12 protein-coding genes are annotated in these 15284 nt (G+C 66.8%); 3 read left to right on the top strand and 9 right to left on the bottom strand.

The annotated features are described in order from the left end of the window. Positions 1 to 15 precede the first annotated feature (15 nt). A complete protein-coding gene (locus tag NR101_RS00060) occupies positions 16 to 1557 on the bottom strand; it encodes a helix-turn-helix domain-containing protein (RefSeq protein WP_256774355.1) in 1542 nt (513 codons plus the stop codon). 665 nt (positions 1558 to 2222) lie between these two features. Between NR101_RS00060 and NR101_RS00055 the strand changes: the two genes are divergently transcribed. Further along, positions 2223 to 3809: an SDR family oxidoreductase gene (locus NR101_RS00055; protein ID WP_256774356.1), complete on the top strand. Its 1587-nt coding sequence runs from the start codon at positions 2223 to 2225 to the stop codon at positions 3807 to 3809. A gap of 31 nt (positions 3810 to 3840) precedes the next feature. Here the strand turns inward: NR101_RS00055 and NR101_RS00050 are convergent, their stop codons facing one another. Together NR101_RS00050 and NR101_RS00045 are read right to left on the bottom strand one after the other, a co-directional pair. After that, positions 3841 to 5205 carry a hypothetical protein gene (locus NR101_RS00050; protein ID WP_256774357.1) on the bottom strand — a complete coding sequence of 455 codons (1365 nt, stop codon included), beginning with the start codon at positions 5203 to 5205 and terminating at the stop codon, positions 3841 to 3843. Beyond that, entirely contained in the window at positions 5205 to 7079 is a 1875-nt protein-coding gene (locus NR101_RS00045) for an XVIPCD domain-containing protein (protein WP_256774358.1), read from the bottom strand. Before NR101_RS00045 ends, NR101_RS00050 begins: the two co-directional genes overlap by 1 nt. A gap of 242 nt (positions 7080 to 7321) precedes the next feature. Between NR101_RS00045 and NR101_RS00040 the strand changes: the two genes are divergently transcribed. Continuing rightward, the gene (locus NR101_RS00040) at positions 7322 to 8551 is read left to right on the top strand and encodes an MFS transporter (RefSeq protein ID WP_256774359.1); all 1230 of its coding nucleotides are present in this window, start codon (positions 7322 to 7324) and stop codon (positions 8549 to 8551) included. A gap of 30 nt (positions 8552 to 8581) precedes the next feature. Here NR101_RS00040 and NR101_RS00035 read toward each other — a convergent pair whose 3' ends face one another. The 6 genes from NR101_RS00035 to NR101_RS00010 form a co-directional block, all read right to left on the bottom strand. Continuing rightward, positions 8582 to 9328 (bottom strand): helix-turn-helix transcriptional regulator, encoded by a 747-nt coding sequence (locus tag NR101_RS00035; protein ID WP_256774380.1) that lies wholly within the window; start codon positions 9326 to 9328, stop codon positions 8582 to 8584. Between the two features lie 85 nt (positions 9329 to 9413). Beyond that, complete coding sequence (locus NR101_RS00030) at positions 9414 to 9737, bottom strand: thioredoxin family protein (RefSeq protein WP_256774360.1); 324 nt, start codon at positions 9735 to 9737, stop codon at positions 9414 to 9416. Next, the gene (locus tag NR101_RS00025) at positions 9734 to 10156 is read right to left on the bottom strand and encodes a host attachment family protein (RefSeq protein ID WP_256774361.1); all 423 of its coding nucleotides are present in this window, start codon (positions 10154 to 10156) and stop codon (positions 9734 to 9736) included. Before NR101_RS00025 ends, NR101_RS00030 begins: the two co-directional genes overlap by 4 nt. A 118-nt stretch (positions 10157 to 10274) precedes the next feature. Then, positions 10275 to 10904, bottom strand: coding sequence for a hypothetical protein (locus NR101_RS00020; RefSeq protein ID WP_256774362.1), 630 nt, complete (start codon positions 10902 to 10904; stop codon positions 10275 to 10277). Between the two features lie 3 nt (positions 10905 to 10907). Beyond that, positions 10908 to 11246, bottom strand: a complete 339-nt coding sequence (locus NR101_RS00015; RefSeq protein WP_256774363.1) for a type II toxin-antitoxin system Phd/YefM family antitoxin — start codon at positions 11244 to 11246, stop codon at positions 10908 to 10910. Between the two features lie 138 nt (positions 11247 to 11384). After that, the gene (locus NR101_RS00010) at positions 11385 to 13727 is read right to left on the bottom strand and encodes a GH92 family glycosyl hydrolase (RefSeq protein WP_256774364.1); all 2343 of its coding nucleotides are present in this window, start codon (positions 13725 to 13727) and stop codon (positions 11385 to 11387) included. 353 nt (positions 13728 to 14080) lie between these two features. On the opposite strand from NR101_RS00010, the gene NR101_RS00005 reads away from it, so the two are divergent. Next, a partial coding sequence (locus NR101_RS00005) for an autotransporter outer membrane beta-barrel domain-containing protein (RefSeq protein WP_256774365.1) occupies positions 14081 to 15284 on the top strand: 1204 nt, incomplete at its 3' end.

Raw genomic sequence — 15284 nt, 5'->3', positions numbered from 1 at the left:
GCTTGACCAGGAGCATTATCCGGCGGGCGTGCGCCGGTAGCTGCGTGGACTGACCCCCACCACCCGCCGGAAGCTTTTCTCGAAATGGCTCAGGTCGCCAAAGCCGACCTGAAGGGCCACATCGGTGATGCGCAGGCGTTGTTCGCTGCGCAGCAACTGTTTGGCATGTTCGATCCGCAACTGCTGCAACAGCGGCTTGAACGTGGTACCCAGCTCGTTGCGAAACAGGAACCCGAGGTGGGACTGGCTGACGTGTGCCTGCCTGGCGAGGTCGCCCAGGGTGAGCGGTTCGGCCGCGTGGTCTTTGAGATAGGCAAGCGCACGCTTGAGGCCGTCATGCAGACCGTCGTTCAGGCGATCATATGCGGACCGTGGCAGATCGCGGCCTTCGCGCGCGTCTGTGGCCGAGGGATCAACCCCCGCGTCCACCTCATCCAGCGGGAAGGCGCCGGGGTCGGTCGCCGTCGCGGCGGGCGCCGCGGCGGCGGTCGCCTCCATCGCCCAGGACAGCCCCGGCGCGTGCCGCATCACATCCTCCCTGCGGATCGGACGGCCCGCGGTCATTACCGCCAGCCGCACCACCACCCGCTCCATCTCCAGCAGGTTGCCCGGCCAATCATGGCGACGCAGTATCTCCAGCAATTCCCCACGGATTACCTGGGAATCGAACCCGTGCAGATCCAGAGCGCGGGCGGCCAGTGCGCCGATGTCTTCGACGCGTTCGCGCAAGGGGGGAATATCCACGGTGAGAAACTCCAGGCCGGCCAGCAACGCGCGCGAGAACTGCCGGTCACGCACACGCTGTTCCAGATCTACGCTGCTGGAGGCGATCACCCGGGTGGGCTGCACGGGTCGGGCATCGGCCACAGCGGCATTCAGTCCCTGGATACGGTGCGGAAGCTGCCCCTGCAGGCTCGCCGGCAACTCATCGACCTCATGGAAGTACAACGTGCCGCCCTGCGCACGTGCAAACCAGTCGCCGGGCTCACCCAGCGGATGGGCGCAGTTGACCTCGACGAACGGCCCCAACCGTGACGGACCACAGCTGTGCAGGGCCGCGGCAAGCTCTACTTTTTCTGTGCCGAATTCACCGCGTACCAGCACCGGCAGGCTGCTGGCCACGGCGCGTTCGACGAACCCCTCGATCTGCTTCATCGCTTCACACGTACCCACCAGGAGCAGCGGTCGGCTCAGGACGGCTTCTGCCCAGGTCTTGGTTTCGTAGCGTTTTATCAGCTGTGCGCAGCGATGGGCAAACAATTCACCCAAGGCGAGCGCGGTGTCGTCCAGCAGCCCGCTCTTGCCTTCCAGGTGGAGCTCTCCCAGCACCTCGTCGCCGTAGCGGATGGGTAGCCGCTGCGACGCCGGTAGTTCACGATCACCGACGGTGGCCGGCGTCGTCGCCTGGCCGTCTGCGGCCATTCCGCGCAGCCGTACGCGCCCGCCGCGCAATGCCTGGTGCTGCGAAAACTCCTCCACGAACGCACCCAACAGTTCGGGCAACGAGGGGTACGGACGATATGCGCGCTGCAGCATTTCACTGACTTGCCTGTGCATTGAAACTCCCTCTGGATTGGCAACCCGGTGCGAGCACACCAGGCGATCGCACGATAGGTGCCACGCGGCGCCATCGCGGGATGCTGCGATGTCCACGCCACATGCCGCGCCTGCTGGGCGCGGTGCGTTGCCATGACACGGCGCCAGCCGCCCTCTCCCCGGGCGGTCGTGGCGAACATCGATCATCTCCAGACGGGGCCATAATCGAGGTGAGCTATCCGTGATCGAAATCGCCTACCCGAAGCACCAAATATTTGACGCTCAACACGTCGCCGGTGGAATGTCCCTATATTCACGTGAATATGTGGATTGAATCTCACTTTGGCGCGTTTCAACGCCCTGCATGGGTCACGCGGCAACGGAGGCCCGGGGGCAGTCCGTCAAAGTCCCATCGCCCTCTTGCACGTAAGGCGCCCCCACACTGCGCGCCAGCCAGGCAGAAATGGCGACCTGAACGCATTCAGTGCCTCCCCATGGCCGGTCCGTCGGCCGTACACCCGCTTCTAGACGCCTCCCGCGCGACACCACATTGGCGCCAACACCCCCGGATCGGGGACAATACCCGCCGACCGGACGCCCCGGTCCGCTACAGCACGGACCCGCATCGAGGCGGTCATCGCTCTGCCGTCTGTCGCTGTATCCCCGCCGCTGCTCCCGGATCTGAATTGAATACCATTGCCACTCCCGTCGATGCCGACGACCTCCCCCTGACCGACCGCCTGCGCGCCGCACTCGACCTTCTGGAGGCGATCGAGGCCGACCGCAGCGTGCTCGACACCCTGCCCGACGCCGATCGTGCGCGGCTGCACCAGGTGGTGGCCAAGGTCTATCACCCCGAGCCGAAGGCACGCCGGCAGATGCTCAAGCAGCAGGCCAAGCAGCGCCACCAGGAAAAGGTGCGCAAGGCCGAGGCCCTGCTCGATCAAACCGGCATCCGCGCCCTGCGGCGCAAGCCGGTGTTCAGCACGCCGAACTACTTCCCGCCGCATGCGGCGGGTCTGCACGATGCGCACAACGGCGAGAACGCCAGCGCTGCGCCGGAACCGGTGCATTCGCCCGAGCTGCGCCACTGCTATGTATGCAAGCAGAAGTTCACCCAGCTGCACCATTTCTACGACCAGATGTGCCCCACCTGCGCCGAGCTGAACTTCGTCAAGCGCACCGAGACCGCCGACCTGCGCGGCCGCGTGGCGCTGCTGACCGGCGGCCGGGTCAAGATCGGCTACCAGGCCGGGCTGAAGCTGCTGCGCGCGGGTGCCGAGCTGATCGTGACCACGCGCTTCCCGCGCGATTCGGCGGCGCGTTACGCCGAAGAGCCCGACTTCGCCGAGTGGGGCCACCGCCTGCAGGTGTACGGGCTGGACCTGCGCCACACGCCCAGTGTGGAAGCGTTCTGCAGCGAACTGCTGGCCACGCGAACGCGGCTGGATTTCATCATCAACAACGCCTGCCAGACGGTACGCCGCCCGCCGCAGTTCTATGCGCACATGATGGCCGGCGAAACCGCGGCCCTGCATGAGGTGCCCGAGACGCTGCGCCGCCTGATCGGCGATTACGAGGGCCTGCGCAGCGCCGAGCTGCTGGGCGCCACCTCGGCCACTGCGCTGCCGGTAGTGCAGGACCAGGGCTTCAACGGTGCCAACGGCCTGACCCGCGCCGCCGAGCTGTCGCAGGTGCCGCTGCTGGATGACGAACTGGTCGGCCAGCAGCACCTGTTCCCCGATGGCCGCCTGGACCAGGACCTGCAGCAGATCGATCTGCGCGGCCGCAATTCGTGGCGCATGCAGATGGACGAAGTGCCATCGGTGGAACTGCTGGAGACCCAGCTGGTCAACGCCATTGCGCCGTTCATCATCAATGCGCGGCTGAAGCCGCTGATGCTGCGCACGCCCGAGCGCGACAAGCACATCGTCAACGTGTCGGCGATGGAGGGGCAGTTCTACCGCAACTTCAAGACCACCCGGCATCCGCATACCAACATGGCCAAGGCCGCGTTGAACATGATGACGCGCACCTCGGCGGCCGATTACCAGAACGACGGCATCCACATGAACAGTGTCGACACCGGCTGGGTGACCGACGAGGATCCGGCCGATCTGGCCGCGAAGAAGGTGGAACAGGAGCGCTTCCATCCGCCGCTGGACATCGTCGATGGCGCCGCGCGCATCGTCGACCCGATCATCCACGGCTTCAACAGCGGCGAGCACGTCTGGGGCCAGTTCCTGAAGGACTACGCCCCCACCGACTGGTGATCGTGGCGGTGGGCGGCAGGCCGGGCCGGGCTCAATGCTCGGCCGGGCTGCGCACCGTGCTGTACGTCATGCGGCCGTTGCGAAGCACGCCGCGCGTGGTGTCGACCGACTCGCCATCGGCGGACAGCGCCTCTTCCCAGCTCTCGAACAATTCCAAGCTGCCGTCACGATACCGGTAGGTTTCCGAGGCGTGCGCGCAGCAGCCGTTGCGCGCGGAAGAGGTCACGGTGCGCTGCGCCGCATTGATGGACAGCTGTGGCATGCCTGACAAGGTGGCGTCGTAGACAAAGTTCTGCGAGGCCGGGTCGAACAGAAACACGTTGTCGGTGCTGTTGGGTCCCGCGCCGCCGGACATCCCCGGCAACAGGATGTCCGGGTGGCCGTCGAAGTTGGCATCCACCAGTTGCAGCACGTCCCCTGCTCCACCGATGGGATCGGCATCGAAATCGCGCAGGATCTGCACGCGCTTGCCGGTGGTGGCGTCCAGAACGTCGATGGCGCTCAGCACCCGTTGCGGGTCGTCGTCATCGCTGTCGTTGCGCTCGAAGCCCAGCCGGAACCGAAACGCCGGCGTCACCGCCGTCTGCACGACCCACTCGGGTCGGGACAACGCATCGCGGTCGATCCAGCCTGACGCAGTGCTGCCGTCCGATGCGATGCGTTCGATCTGGAACCATGCCGGCGTGCGCGATACCACCGCGAGATAGCTGCCTGCTTTCAGCGGCTCGCCCGCACGGGTCGCCAACGGCTCAGCCTGCGCAACCACGTCGATAGGCAGATACAACACATCGGAATAGTCACGCGCCTGCTGTAGCACGAAGCGATCACGCGGATGGATCACCTCGTAATGGGTGACGCTGCGACCGTAAGCCTCGGGGGCACAGACGTCGCTGATCGCGCAGGCCCCGACCTCATCGGCGGTGGGTTTGCGCTGCGGCGGGATGTGCTCGGTGCCGGTGGCACGCTTGCGATCGTTCCAGCGCACAGTGAACTGCGTGGTGCTCCAGTCGAACGCGGCTTCGCTGCCATCGCCATTGATGTTGGTGCGGCAGTAGGGCTGCGCGTCGGAGCGGTCGTTCCAGTCAGGGAATGCATAGGCCGGGCAGAGCCTGTTCTCGCTGTTGATGTCGTAGCGATAGCCCGGGTCGGTGACGAATACCAGCGTGTTCCGCTGCCCCTGCGGATCGCGCGATACGAAGGCAACGCGCACCTTGGCGCTGGCGGGAATCGCATGCGCGAAGCGCTGCTTGAACGCCTCGCCTGGGGCTGGCGTGGCCGGGGCAGCCTGCAACCACGCGTCCGGGTCCAGCCGATAGATGCCCGGCTGCAGCAGTTCTGCAGCCGGTGCGCCGGCGCTGGCCAGGGCAACGGCCAGCGCGGCCCACGGATGCGTCATCAGCGCGACATCCCCTGCGCCTGCGACTGCACACGCTCTTCCACCTGCTGCTGTTCGGCCTGCGCGTCGCGTACGTGCGCGGGCGCCACCTCCTGCAGTGCGCGCACATGCTCACCCACCGGCGTGGCAAGCGCTTCGCTGGTCTCGGCACGGGCCAGCTTGCGGTCCGCCGCATGCGGCTCGCCCTGCACGGCGAACGCGTACTGGCCGCCGTCGCTGAGCTGCGCCTGGTCGATCCGCTCCAGACCTTCTCGGCGTGCCGCCACCACCAATCCCATGTACAGACGCTCGCTCATCGCATCGGGCTGACGGCCCATGCCCTGATCCAGCGCCCCCACTGCGTTCTGGCTCTGCCGCATCAACCCGTGATCGGGGCTGTCGGCATGGCGCGGATCCTGCGGCAGCAGCGGCGACGGTGCGGGCAGGTCGCGCAGGCGCGGGCTGTCCACGCTGGCGGCGATCGGCTCGAAGCCCTTGCGCGGGTCGCCGTCGGCGGCGTTGGAAAGATGGAACAGGCGCTCGGCCATGCCATACGCGGACTGGCCCTGCAGGCGTGCCAGCGTGGTGGCGAAGGCGTCCACGTCCTGCTGCGGCTGGCCGTGGCCATCTTCGGCCAACAACCGCCAGCGCCGGTCGGCGGTGGGGTTGTCCTGCACCATGGCCTGGGTCTGCTGCATCAGCGTGCGCATCTGCGCCTCGCTGAAGCCCAGGGTGAGGGTGTCGCCGGCCTGCACCGGCCCGGCGCGCCGGGTCTCGCCGGTCAGCGCGGTGTTGAGCAGGCCGGCGATCTGTTGGGCCTGCGGCGCGTTGCGCAGGTCGAACTGGAACTCGTAGCGGCGCGCGTCGACATTCTCCTGGCCGTCGGCGGCATGCACGCTGAGCCGGGTCATGGGCACGTTGTCGCTGTATTCCACCCGGCGTGCATCCACATGGCTGCCATCCTCGAAGCGCGTGCGCACCACGTCGCCACTGTTGCGCGCACCGCCCAGATCGGCACTGAAGTGCTCGCCCACGCCGACCTTCAGCCGCGTCTGCGAGCTCATGCCCAGCCGTTCGACGGTGGCGACCGCATCCACCCCCGGCGTTTGCGCGGCGATTTCGCCGGTACCGACAAAGTGCGCGTAGGCGGCCTGGCCATCGGGCTGGCCAAGGTCGAAGGTGGCGGTCTTCAGCGTGGATTGCCCCAGCGCATCCTGGCGGCCGAGCATGGCACTGACACCGCCGGCCGACACGCCCAGGCCGTTGAATGCCGACACGGCCTGGTTGGGCCCCATGGTCACGCGCACATGCCCGGCATCGAGGCGGTCCACGCGATAGCTCGCGCCCGAGGCCTCGGTGAGCTGTGTCTGGGTGGCGATGTGGCGGAAGCTGGCGTCCAGCGCAGTGCCCTGGAACGCCTGGGCATCGAGCGTGACGCGGCCACCGACGGGAATCGTGGTGGGCGTGAACGGGTCCACCTTCGCCGCATCGACCGCATCGCTGCCGGCCGGCAGGCTGACCAGGTAGCGCCCGCGTACACCGGCGGTGGTGGCCGTCTCGGCGGCCGCGCCACGGCTCGATCCACCCCCCACCTCCGCGCGTGCGCCCGCTGAGCGCTCCATCTGCACCTGATAGTTCACCAGGCCGTCGGCGCTCGCGTGCGTGAAGGTCACCGCCTGAGCCTGCGTCTGCGCCGTGGAGCCCACCTTGGCAACGTCCCGCTCGATGGCGCCCTTGACCGCGCCATCGCCCGGATTCCAGGTGATCGAGCCGCTGCCCACTGCGGCGCGGTACTCACTGTTGGCCGACGCGTAATCAGGATTGAAGGCGACCTCGGCGGCGGTTCGATGCTGCGCGATGCTGGCTGCATCGTCCTTGTCTGCTGCGGCATTCATTGCCGTGTCCTCATTGCTTGAAGCCCTCAATTGTAGAGGGGACGCCTTAAAATGAGGTCCACGACGCAACGCGGCGCGATCCATGCCCCATTTGCGACGACCCGCGCCCATATCGCGCGAGACGGGAGAAGGCAACGGTCCTATTCTGGGCGTCCCCTCCCCTCCCCACGGGTCCGGGACCACGCGGCGCTGCAACGCCCCCGCACGGTGCCGGCAAGCGTGCCCTGCTTTCGATGCCGTCCATGACCCCACAAACGCCCTCCCCCGCACCCGCACCGATCCCCTCGGCCGCCCCCGTCGTACCCGCCAACCAGGGCTTTGCGATCCGCATCGTCGGCGCCGCCGCGTTCGCGCACCTGCTCAACGACATGATCCAGGCCGTGCTGCCGGCGGTGTATCCGATGTTCAAGAGCGAGTTCCAGCTCAGCTTCGGCCAGATCGGGGTGATCGCGCTGGTGTACCAGGTCACCGCCTCGCTGCTGCAGCCGTGGGTGGGCATGTATACCGACAAACGGCCGCTGCCTTACCTGCTGCCGTCGGGCATGGTGGCCACCTTCATCGGCATCGCGATGATGGCCCTTGCCAACAGTTACGAAATGCTGCTGGTGGCCGCCGCAGTGGTCGGCGTGGGCTCGGCCACGTTCCATCCAGAAGCCTCGCGCGTGGCACGGATGGCCTCCGGTGGGCGCTTCGGCACCGCGCAGTCCACGTTCCAGGTCGGCGGCAACACCGGCTCGGCGATCGGCCCGCTGCTCGCCGCCGCGGTGGTCATTCCGCACGGGCAACGCGCCATCGGCTGGTTCATGCTGATCGCCGCCGTCGCCATCTTCGTGCTGTTCCGGCTGACCGGCTGGACCGTGCGCCATGGCCAGGCCAAGATGAGCAGCCTGGCGCGCAGCCACGGCACCGGCCTCGGCCGCGGAAAAGTGGTGCAGGCCATTGCGGTGATCTCGGTGCTGATGTTCGCCAAGTTCGTCTACATCGCCTCGTTCACCAACTTCTTCACCTTCTACCTGATCGAGCGCTTCCACCTGAGCGTGCAGCAGAGTCAGATGTATCTCTTCATCTTCCTGGCCTCGATCGCGCTGGGCACCTTCATCGGCGGCCCGGTCGGCGACCGGATCGGGCGCAAGGCGGTGATCTGGATTTCGTTCCTCGGCGTGGCGCCGTTCGCACTCGCCCTGCCCTACGCCAACCTCATGGGCACGGCGGTGCTGGCGATCGCGGTCGGCCTGGTGATGTCCTCGGCCTTCGCCGCGCTGGTGGTGTATGCGCAGGAAGCGGTACCCGGCCGCGTCGGCATGGTATCGGGGCTGATGTTCGGCCTGATGTTCGGGATCGGCGGCATCGGCGCGGCGGGCCTGGGCAAGCTCGCCGACATCCACGGCATCGTGTGGGTCTACCACTTCACCTCGTACCTGCCCCTGCTGGGCCTGGCAACGGCGTTCCTGCCCAAAACCAGGCCGCACTGACGCGACGCTACGCGCGGCAGGTGCGCGGCGCTACTGGAAGAACTGGCTCGGCCGTTGCCCGAAGCGCTTCTTGAACATCGCGGTGAACGCGCTGGGGCTGGCATACCCCAGCGACAGCGCCACATCGATGATCTTGTCGCCGTGCGCCAGACGCTCCAGGGCGCGCAGCAACCGCGCCTGCTGCCGCCATTGGCCGAAGGTCATGCCCACTTCGCGCGCACACAAGCGTTGGATCGTCTTGACGTCCACCGAAAGCCGACGCGCCCAGTCCTGCAGCGTGGAGGGATCATCCGGGGCGGATTCGAGCCGGCGCGCGATGGCCTGCAGTCGTGGATCCAGCGGTTGCGGCAGGTGCAGCGGCAACACCGGCAGCGTCTCCAGTTCGTCCAGGATCAGCTGCGTGACCCGACCGTCGCGGGAGTCCTGCAGATACGGCGGCTGCACCTCGACGGCGGCGCGGATCAAGGCCGCCAACAGCGGCGTGACCGATACGGTCGACGCGGTGTCTGGCGCATGTGCCATGGCCGACGGCAGGATGTACAGGCTGCGCATGCCGACCGCGCCGATGCAGCTCACCTTGTGCCCCATGCCGGCCGGCATCCAGATCGCGCGCGTGCTCGGCACCACCCAGCGCCCGGCGCCCGCCTGCACCACCAGCACGCCGGTCTCGGCGTACACCAGTTGATGGCGGTCGGGATGATGGTGCAGCGGAATCACCGTGCCCGGGGTGTAGTCGCGCGCGCGGCACAGCACCGGCACATCCGGCGCGAACGGCATGCTGCGGCCTTGCCCATCGACGGCGGTGATGTGCTTTTTTCGGTAAGGCACGCGCAGATCCCGGCAAACAACCAACGCCGGGATTCTAGCCCTGCAGCGCGTGATCGAACACGGCCAGATCGTTATCGCCACGCGGTCGCACCACCCGTGCCACTTCCTGCCCATCACGCAGCAGGATCACGGTCGGCCACAGCGTGACCTTGAACGAGCGGCCCGCAGGCCGCCCTTTACCGTCTTCGATCTTCAAATGCGGCATCTCGTGCGCATCCAGCCAGTCCTTGAGGGCCAACTGGGCGGCACTGCAATGCGGGCACCACGGGGCACCGAACTCGACCAGCTGCCAGCCGGTGCCCGCATCGATCTCGGCGCGTGACGGCTCCTGGCTGGCGTAGTCGCGGCTGTAGCTCATCGCGCCTGCTCAAGCGCCCGTTGAATGTCTTCGAGCGGGGCGTTGGTGAGATCCTTGGCCAGATCGGCGAGCAACCGCGACTGGACCTCCTTGTGCAGCTGCGGGCGGATCCGCCCCAGCGTCTGCGGATCGGCGATCAGCACCAGGTGGGCATAGCGGTTGTTGAGGGCGTCCTCGTTCAACTGCCCGGCCAACTGCTTGGCGAAGGTAGCCTCGTTCATCTGCGAGATGCTCATGTCCTGCGGCATCGAGCCCGACGGTCCCTGGCCGGAGACACCCTGCGCGCTGATGTCCTGGACCTTCAGCTCATCGTGCTGCTTGAGCTGCAGGGTGCGGCCATCGCCGACATTGGTGAACACACGGGCCGAGCCGCCGTCTGCGACGACGACGAGGGTGCCTGCGGGAATGTGCTGCTGCATCGTGGACTCCTTGGGAAAACGGGTCGCCGTTGCGCCCGAGGTCCAAGGTAGGCAGGTGGATGTAAGCACCGCGCATACGGATGTGTGTGCCGCGTGTGCACTGCCGCCCGCCGCAGCGTCAGGCAGCGCCGGCGTGCAGCTCCATCGCCCGCATCACGATCGGCTTGGCCCAGTCCGGGGTGTGCAGCAGTTCGGCGACCGAGACCGGGTAATGCAGGCCGGTGCGGTCCAGTTGCAGCAAGGGCCGCGGGTCGGCGCGGCCCTGTTCGTCCAGCGGAGCGCTGTTGTCGTAGACATGCACCTCGGCCAGGTACGGGAGCAGCTCGATCAGGTTTTCGCGGGAGGCATCGTAGCGGGCGTGGATTTTGTCCTGCGGAATGTCGTGGCCACCGCGGCTCACCCGGGCCGCCACGCGCTCGATATGCAGGGCCACGCTGTCCAGGCCGCAGAACCAGATCGCGACCTCGTGCGAGGCGCAGGCCTCACGCAGCAGGCGTGGGATGGTATTGCCGCCGAGCGTGCTTTCGAAGGCGAAATCGCTGCCATCGAGCATGGCCTGGCGCAGCCGCCGCGTGCCTTCGTGCCAGGCCATTGCGTTGGCCTCGGCCTCCACCCAGCCGGCCTCGACCAGGGCGCGGGTGAACGCGTCGGGGTTGTACCAGGACAGCCCCTTCGCCTCCAGCAACGTGCCCAATAGCGAGCTTTTGCCGGCGCCGTTGACGCCGGCCAGCACCAGAATCCGCCCCACCGGTCAGAGCGACTTGCCGGGGGTGATCTTGCCGCGATGGATCGGCTTGCCCAGCACCTTGCCAAGCCCGCCGTCGCGGTTGAGCCCGGCCAACTGCGTATCGAACTGCGCACGCAGGCGTTCCAGCTCACCGCCGCGCGCGTCGCCACCGGCGCCGGCGGCCTTGGCCAGCAGTTCCTGGTAGGCCTTGATATCGACGATCACCGCTTCGGGGTGGTTGTGGTTGGTAATCACCAGCGCCTGCTTTTCACGCACGGTGCGCATCAGGCTCGGCCAGCCACGGGTCTTTACCGATGATGCAGTGGCCTTTTCAAGGCCGGGCAGATCCAAGGGCAACGTCATGGCAGGCTCCAGCGCGGGATATGGGGCCATCATACGCCTTTTGGCCAAATTGGACATAAATCCCATTTTGGCCCGACTCGGCTGCCCCACGTCGGGACAGCCCTTGCCCTGCAAAGGTTGACGGGTTTCGCCCAATGCTCAGCGCGACATCGAGTACGGCGCCTGCGCGCCCTCCCCCGGCCACGCCTTGTTCGGTTCGGCCTGCAGGGTGAAGCGCAGCTCGCCGCCGGCCAGGATCTCGGCATGGCGCAGGAAGGTGCGCTGCAGCGGCTGCCCGTTGAGGGTAACCGAGCCCACGTACTGGTGCCCCTTGTCCATCCCCTGCGTAACGATGCGGAACTGCTTGCCGTTGGGCAGGTTCAACGTGGCCTTGGGCACGAACGGCCGGCCGATGATGTATTCGCCACTGCCCGGCGCGACCGGGTAGAAGCCCAGCGCGGTGAACACGTACCAGGCCGACATCTGGCCCAGGTCGTCATTCCCGGCCAGGCCATCGGGACGGTCGGCGTACTGGGTGTCCATGATCTGCTTCAGGCGGGCCTGCGTGCGCCACGGCTGGCCGGCATGCGCGTACAGGTAGGCCACGTGGTGGCTGGGCTCATTGCCGTGCGCGTACCAGCCGATCAGGCCGGTGATGTCTTCCATATGCTCGAAGATCGACGGGTCGACCTTGGCCTCGAACACCTGGTCCAGGCGCGCCAGAAGCGTGTCGCTGCCACCATGGGCCTGCGCCAGCCCGGCCACGTCCTGCGGCACATACCACGAGTACTGCCAGGCGTTGCCTTCGGTGTAGTCGGTGCCGTACCCGCTGGCCGATGGATCGAAGGGCTCGCGGAAGCTGCCATCGCGCTTGCGTGCGCGCATGAAGCCGGTGCCGGCGTCATAGGCATGGCGCCAGTTGCCGGCGCGGCCGTCGAAGGTGGCCTGCACGTCCTTGCGGCCCATGGCCTCGGCCATGCGCGCGATGGTCCAGTCGTCGAAGGCGTACTCCAGCGTTTTGCTGGCCGCCTCGCCCTCTTCGTCGATCGGCACCCAGCCCAGTTCGCGGTACTGCGCGATGCCGTCATACGGGCCGTAGTTGGCGGTGGCCACCATCGCATCCAGCGCCTTGTCCGCATCGAAACCGCGGATACCCTTGAGGTAGGCATCGGCGATCACCGGCACGGCGTGGTAGCCGATCATGCACCAGGTTTCCTGGCCGTGGAACGCCCACACCGGCAGCATGCCGTACGCACTGTGCTGCTGGTGGGCGATCAGCGAATTGATGAAATCACTGTTGCGCTTTTCCGGCTGCACCAGGGTCAGCAACGGATGCAGCGCACGGTAGGTGTCCCACAGCGAGAACGTGGAGTAGTTGGTGTAGCCCTCGGCGCGGTGCACGGCATTGTCCGAACCGCGGTACTGGCCATCGGCATCCATGAACAGGGTTGGGCCCAGCATGCTGTGGTACAGCGCGGTGTAGGCGCTGCGCAGGTCATGCGCGGGGGCCTCGATGTCCACGGCGGACAACGCCTGGGTCCACTGCTGCTTCGCATCGGCGCGCACGCGGTCGAAGTTCTGGTCTTTCGCTTCGGCGTCCAGGTTGGCGATCGCGCCCTGCTCGCTCACCGACGAGATGGCCACGGTGACCACCAGCGGGGCATCCAGCGTGCCGAAATCGAACGTCCCCACCAGCTGCCGCCCCTCGATCTGCGGGCGCTGGGTGGGATCGTTCTGGCCCGGCGGCGGGAAGCCCTTGTAGGCAATGTCGGTTTCGGTGTTGTGCAAGGCGTGGCCGGTCAGCGGGCGCGAGAAACGCATCGCGAAATACAGCTGCCGGCCCGGCGCCCAACCGCGGGTTTCGCGGAAGCCGGTGACCGTGCCATCGGGCTGCAGGCGCAGCCGCGACCACAGGATCTTGCCCGGATAGTCATACAGGCTGGTGCGCAGGTCGAGCAGCACGCGCGCCTTCTCGCCCTTTGGATAGGTGTAACGGTGTACGCCGGTGCGCGCGCTGGTAGTGAGCTCGGCGCGTACCTTGTAGTCGTCCAGCGTGACCGCGTAGTAACCCGGCTCGGCCTTCTCATTGTCATGGTGGAAGCGCGAGGCATAGCCACTTTTTGGCGTGTCCGGGTCACCGCGCTCCAGCCCCGGATCGCCGGTGAACGGCATCACCAGCACGTCGCCCAGGTCCGAATGGCCGCTGCCGGAGAAATGCGTGTGCGAGAAGCCGACGATGCTGCTGTCGTCATGGCGATAACCGGCTGCCCAGCCGTAGGCCTTTTCGCGCGGCTGGATGCGGGTGTCCGGACTGAGCTGGACCATGCCGAACGGCACCGTGGCGCCGGGATAGGTATGCCCTTCCCCGCCGGTGCCGATGAAGGGATCGACGGCGGCGTAGGCACGTTCACCCACTGCCATGGGCGCCGCGTTGGCGGCACCGGCTATCAACAGGGCGCCCATTGCGAGCCCCACCCATCCTGACGTCCCCGTTCTGGTCATGTGCTTGGATTTAGATCGATTCAAGGTGTGGCCGATCCTAGCACCGGCGATGTGCGACCGCATGTTGCAGCGCGTTGAGCCAGCGAAGACATGCGCTGCACCGTTTCGCTCCCTATTGACGCCATCGATCCGTAACGGCCATTCAGCCTTGGGGCGCAATTGCAATTAGTTGCATGGATCACAGTTTCAGCTGGCCCCAGACTTCCCCTACCCCCGAGACGGCAGCACTTTCGCTCTCTCCGCGCCATTCATCTTGCGAAAGCATGAGACGCGTATCACGAGCGCATCACGTTTTCTCCGTCATTTAATGCTCTCGGTGACTGGCAGCACTCCCTCCCTAACGGACGCCTCCCATGTATCTGACCTCCCGCCATGTCCTCGCCAGCGCCGTCGCTGCCGCGCTTTTTCTCGGCCCATTGTCCGCCATCGCAGGCACTGTCACCGGCCCCGGCACGACGTACACCGTCAACCCCGGCGATCCGCTGGAATCCTGGTCGGTGACTGATGGTGCGGCCCTGACTGTGGCACCGGGCGCCGCCGCCGCCGACATCCAGGTGGATAACGCCGCCATCACCTTGAGTGATGGTGCGACCGCAGGAAGAACGACCGCGGGCAACGGCGCAACCGTCAGCGTTACAGGGGGTTCCATTGCTGCCAACACTCCGTTCCGCGCGTTGTCGCTAGGCGGGCAGTCAAGTGCCGTATTCAACCGCGGGACGCTTTCCAATACGGGCGGCACCGCGCTTTCACTGCTCGTGGATAGTTCGCTCGTGGGTTCGAGTGCCGCCTTTACTGACAGCACTATAAGCGGCATAGCGAGCGCTGCCACCGTGAGCAGCGGCAGCGCGATCACGCTCTCCAATTCCAGCATCACCGCGACGGGGGGCACTGAGTTTGACGGTGCGATCACCACGTTCGGCGGCGCGGTGACTGCGCTCAACGGCTCGGTCATCCGCGGAGAGGCGCACGGCCTGAGCATTCTGCACGCCAGTTCACTCGCCGTCGCCAGGCCCGGCGACGGCACGGTCATCATCGACGGATCGTCGGTGGTCGGCACCGCGGGCAGCGCGATCAACGTCCGCTCCGACGGGACCGGCCTGCTCGCCAGCACCGACATTTTCGTCCGTAACGGCGCCTCGCTCAGCGGCGGTGACGGCAACATCCTCACCGTCGAGCAAGGGTCTGCCACCGACCGCATCACCACGGCCAACCTCTTCGTGGAAGGCAGCGTGCTGGATGGCAACGTCCTGGTCGCCGCCGATGGCAGCGTTGGCAACGTTACCCTTTCCAACGGCGGTCGCATCAACGGCAGCTTCACTGGCGTCAACGCCGCTACCATCGATCAGGGCGGCTATTGGCAGCTCACGGGCAACAGTAGCGTCAACACGCTGACCGCGGCGACCGGCGGTGTAGTCGCGCTGGGCAACGGCACCGCGTTCAACACCCTGACCGTGAGCGGCAACTACACCGGCAACGGCGGCACGCTGCTGTTCAACACCGTGCTGGCCGGCGACGATGCCGCCTCGGACAAGCTGGTCATCGGCGGCGACAGCAGTG

The sequence above is a fragment of the Stenotrophomonas sp. Ste86 genome, assembly GCF_024519465.1.
Classification (GTDB): Bacteria; Pseudomonadota; Gammaproteobacteria; order Xanthomonadales; family Xanthomonadaceae; genus Stenotrophomonas.
Note: the sequence above shows the minus strand (reverse complement) of the source record. Positions and strands in the feature narration are given on the sequence as shown.

Bases quoted from the DNA above. Each gene is read 5' to 3' on its own strand.
- NR101_RS00060 (WP_256774355.1), bottom strand. From the start codon at position 1,557: ATGCACAGGCAAGTCAGTGAAATGCTGCAGCGCGCATATCGTCCGTAC.
- NR101_RS00050 (WP_256774357.1), bottom strand. From the start codon at position 5,205: ATGACGCATCCGTGGGCCGCGCTGGCCGTTGCCCTGGCCAGCGCCGGC.
- NR101_RS00045 (WP_256774358.1), bottom strand. From the start codon at position 7,079: ATGAATGCCGCAGCAGACAAGGACGATGCAGCCAGCATCGCGCAGCAT.
- NR101_RS00040 (WP_256774359.1), top strand. From the start codon at position 7,322: ATGACCCCACAAACGCCCTCCCCCGCACCCGCACCGATCCCCTCGGCC.
- NR101_RS00035 (WP_256774380.1), bottom strand. From the start codon at position 9,328: ATGCCGTTCGCGCCGGATGTGCCGGTGCTGTGCCGCGCGCGCGACTAC.
- NR101_RS00030 (WP_256774360.1), bottom strand. From the start codon at position 9,737: ATGAGCTACAGCCGCGACTACGCCAGCCAGGAGCCGTCACGCGCCGAG.
- NR101_RS00025 (WP_256774361.1), bottom strand. From the start codon at position 10,156: ATGCAGCAGCACATTCCCGCAGGCACCCTCGTCGTCGTCGCAGACGGC.
- NR101_RS00015 (WP_256774363.1), bottom strand. From the start codon at position 11,246: ATGACGTTGCCCTTGGATCTGCCCGGCCTTGAAAAGGCCACTGCATCA.
- NR101_RS00010 (WP_256774364.1), bottom strand. From the start codon at position 13,727: ATGACCAGAACGGGGACGTCAGGATGGGTGGGGCTCGCAATGGGCGCC.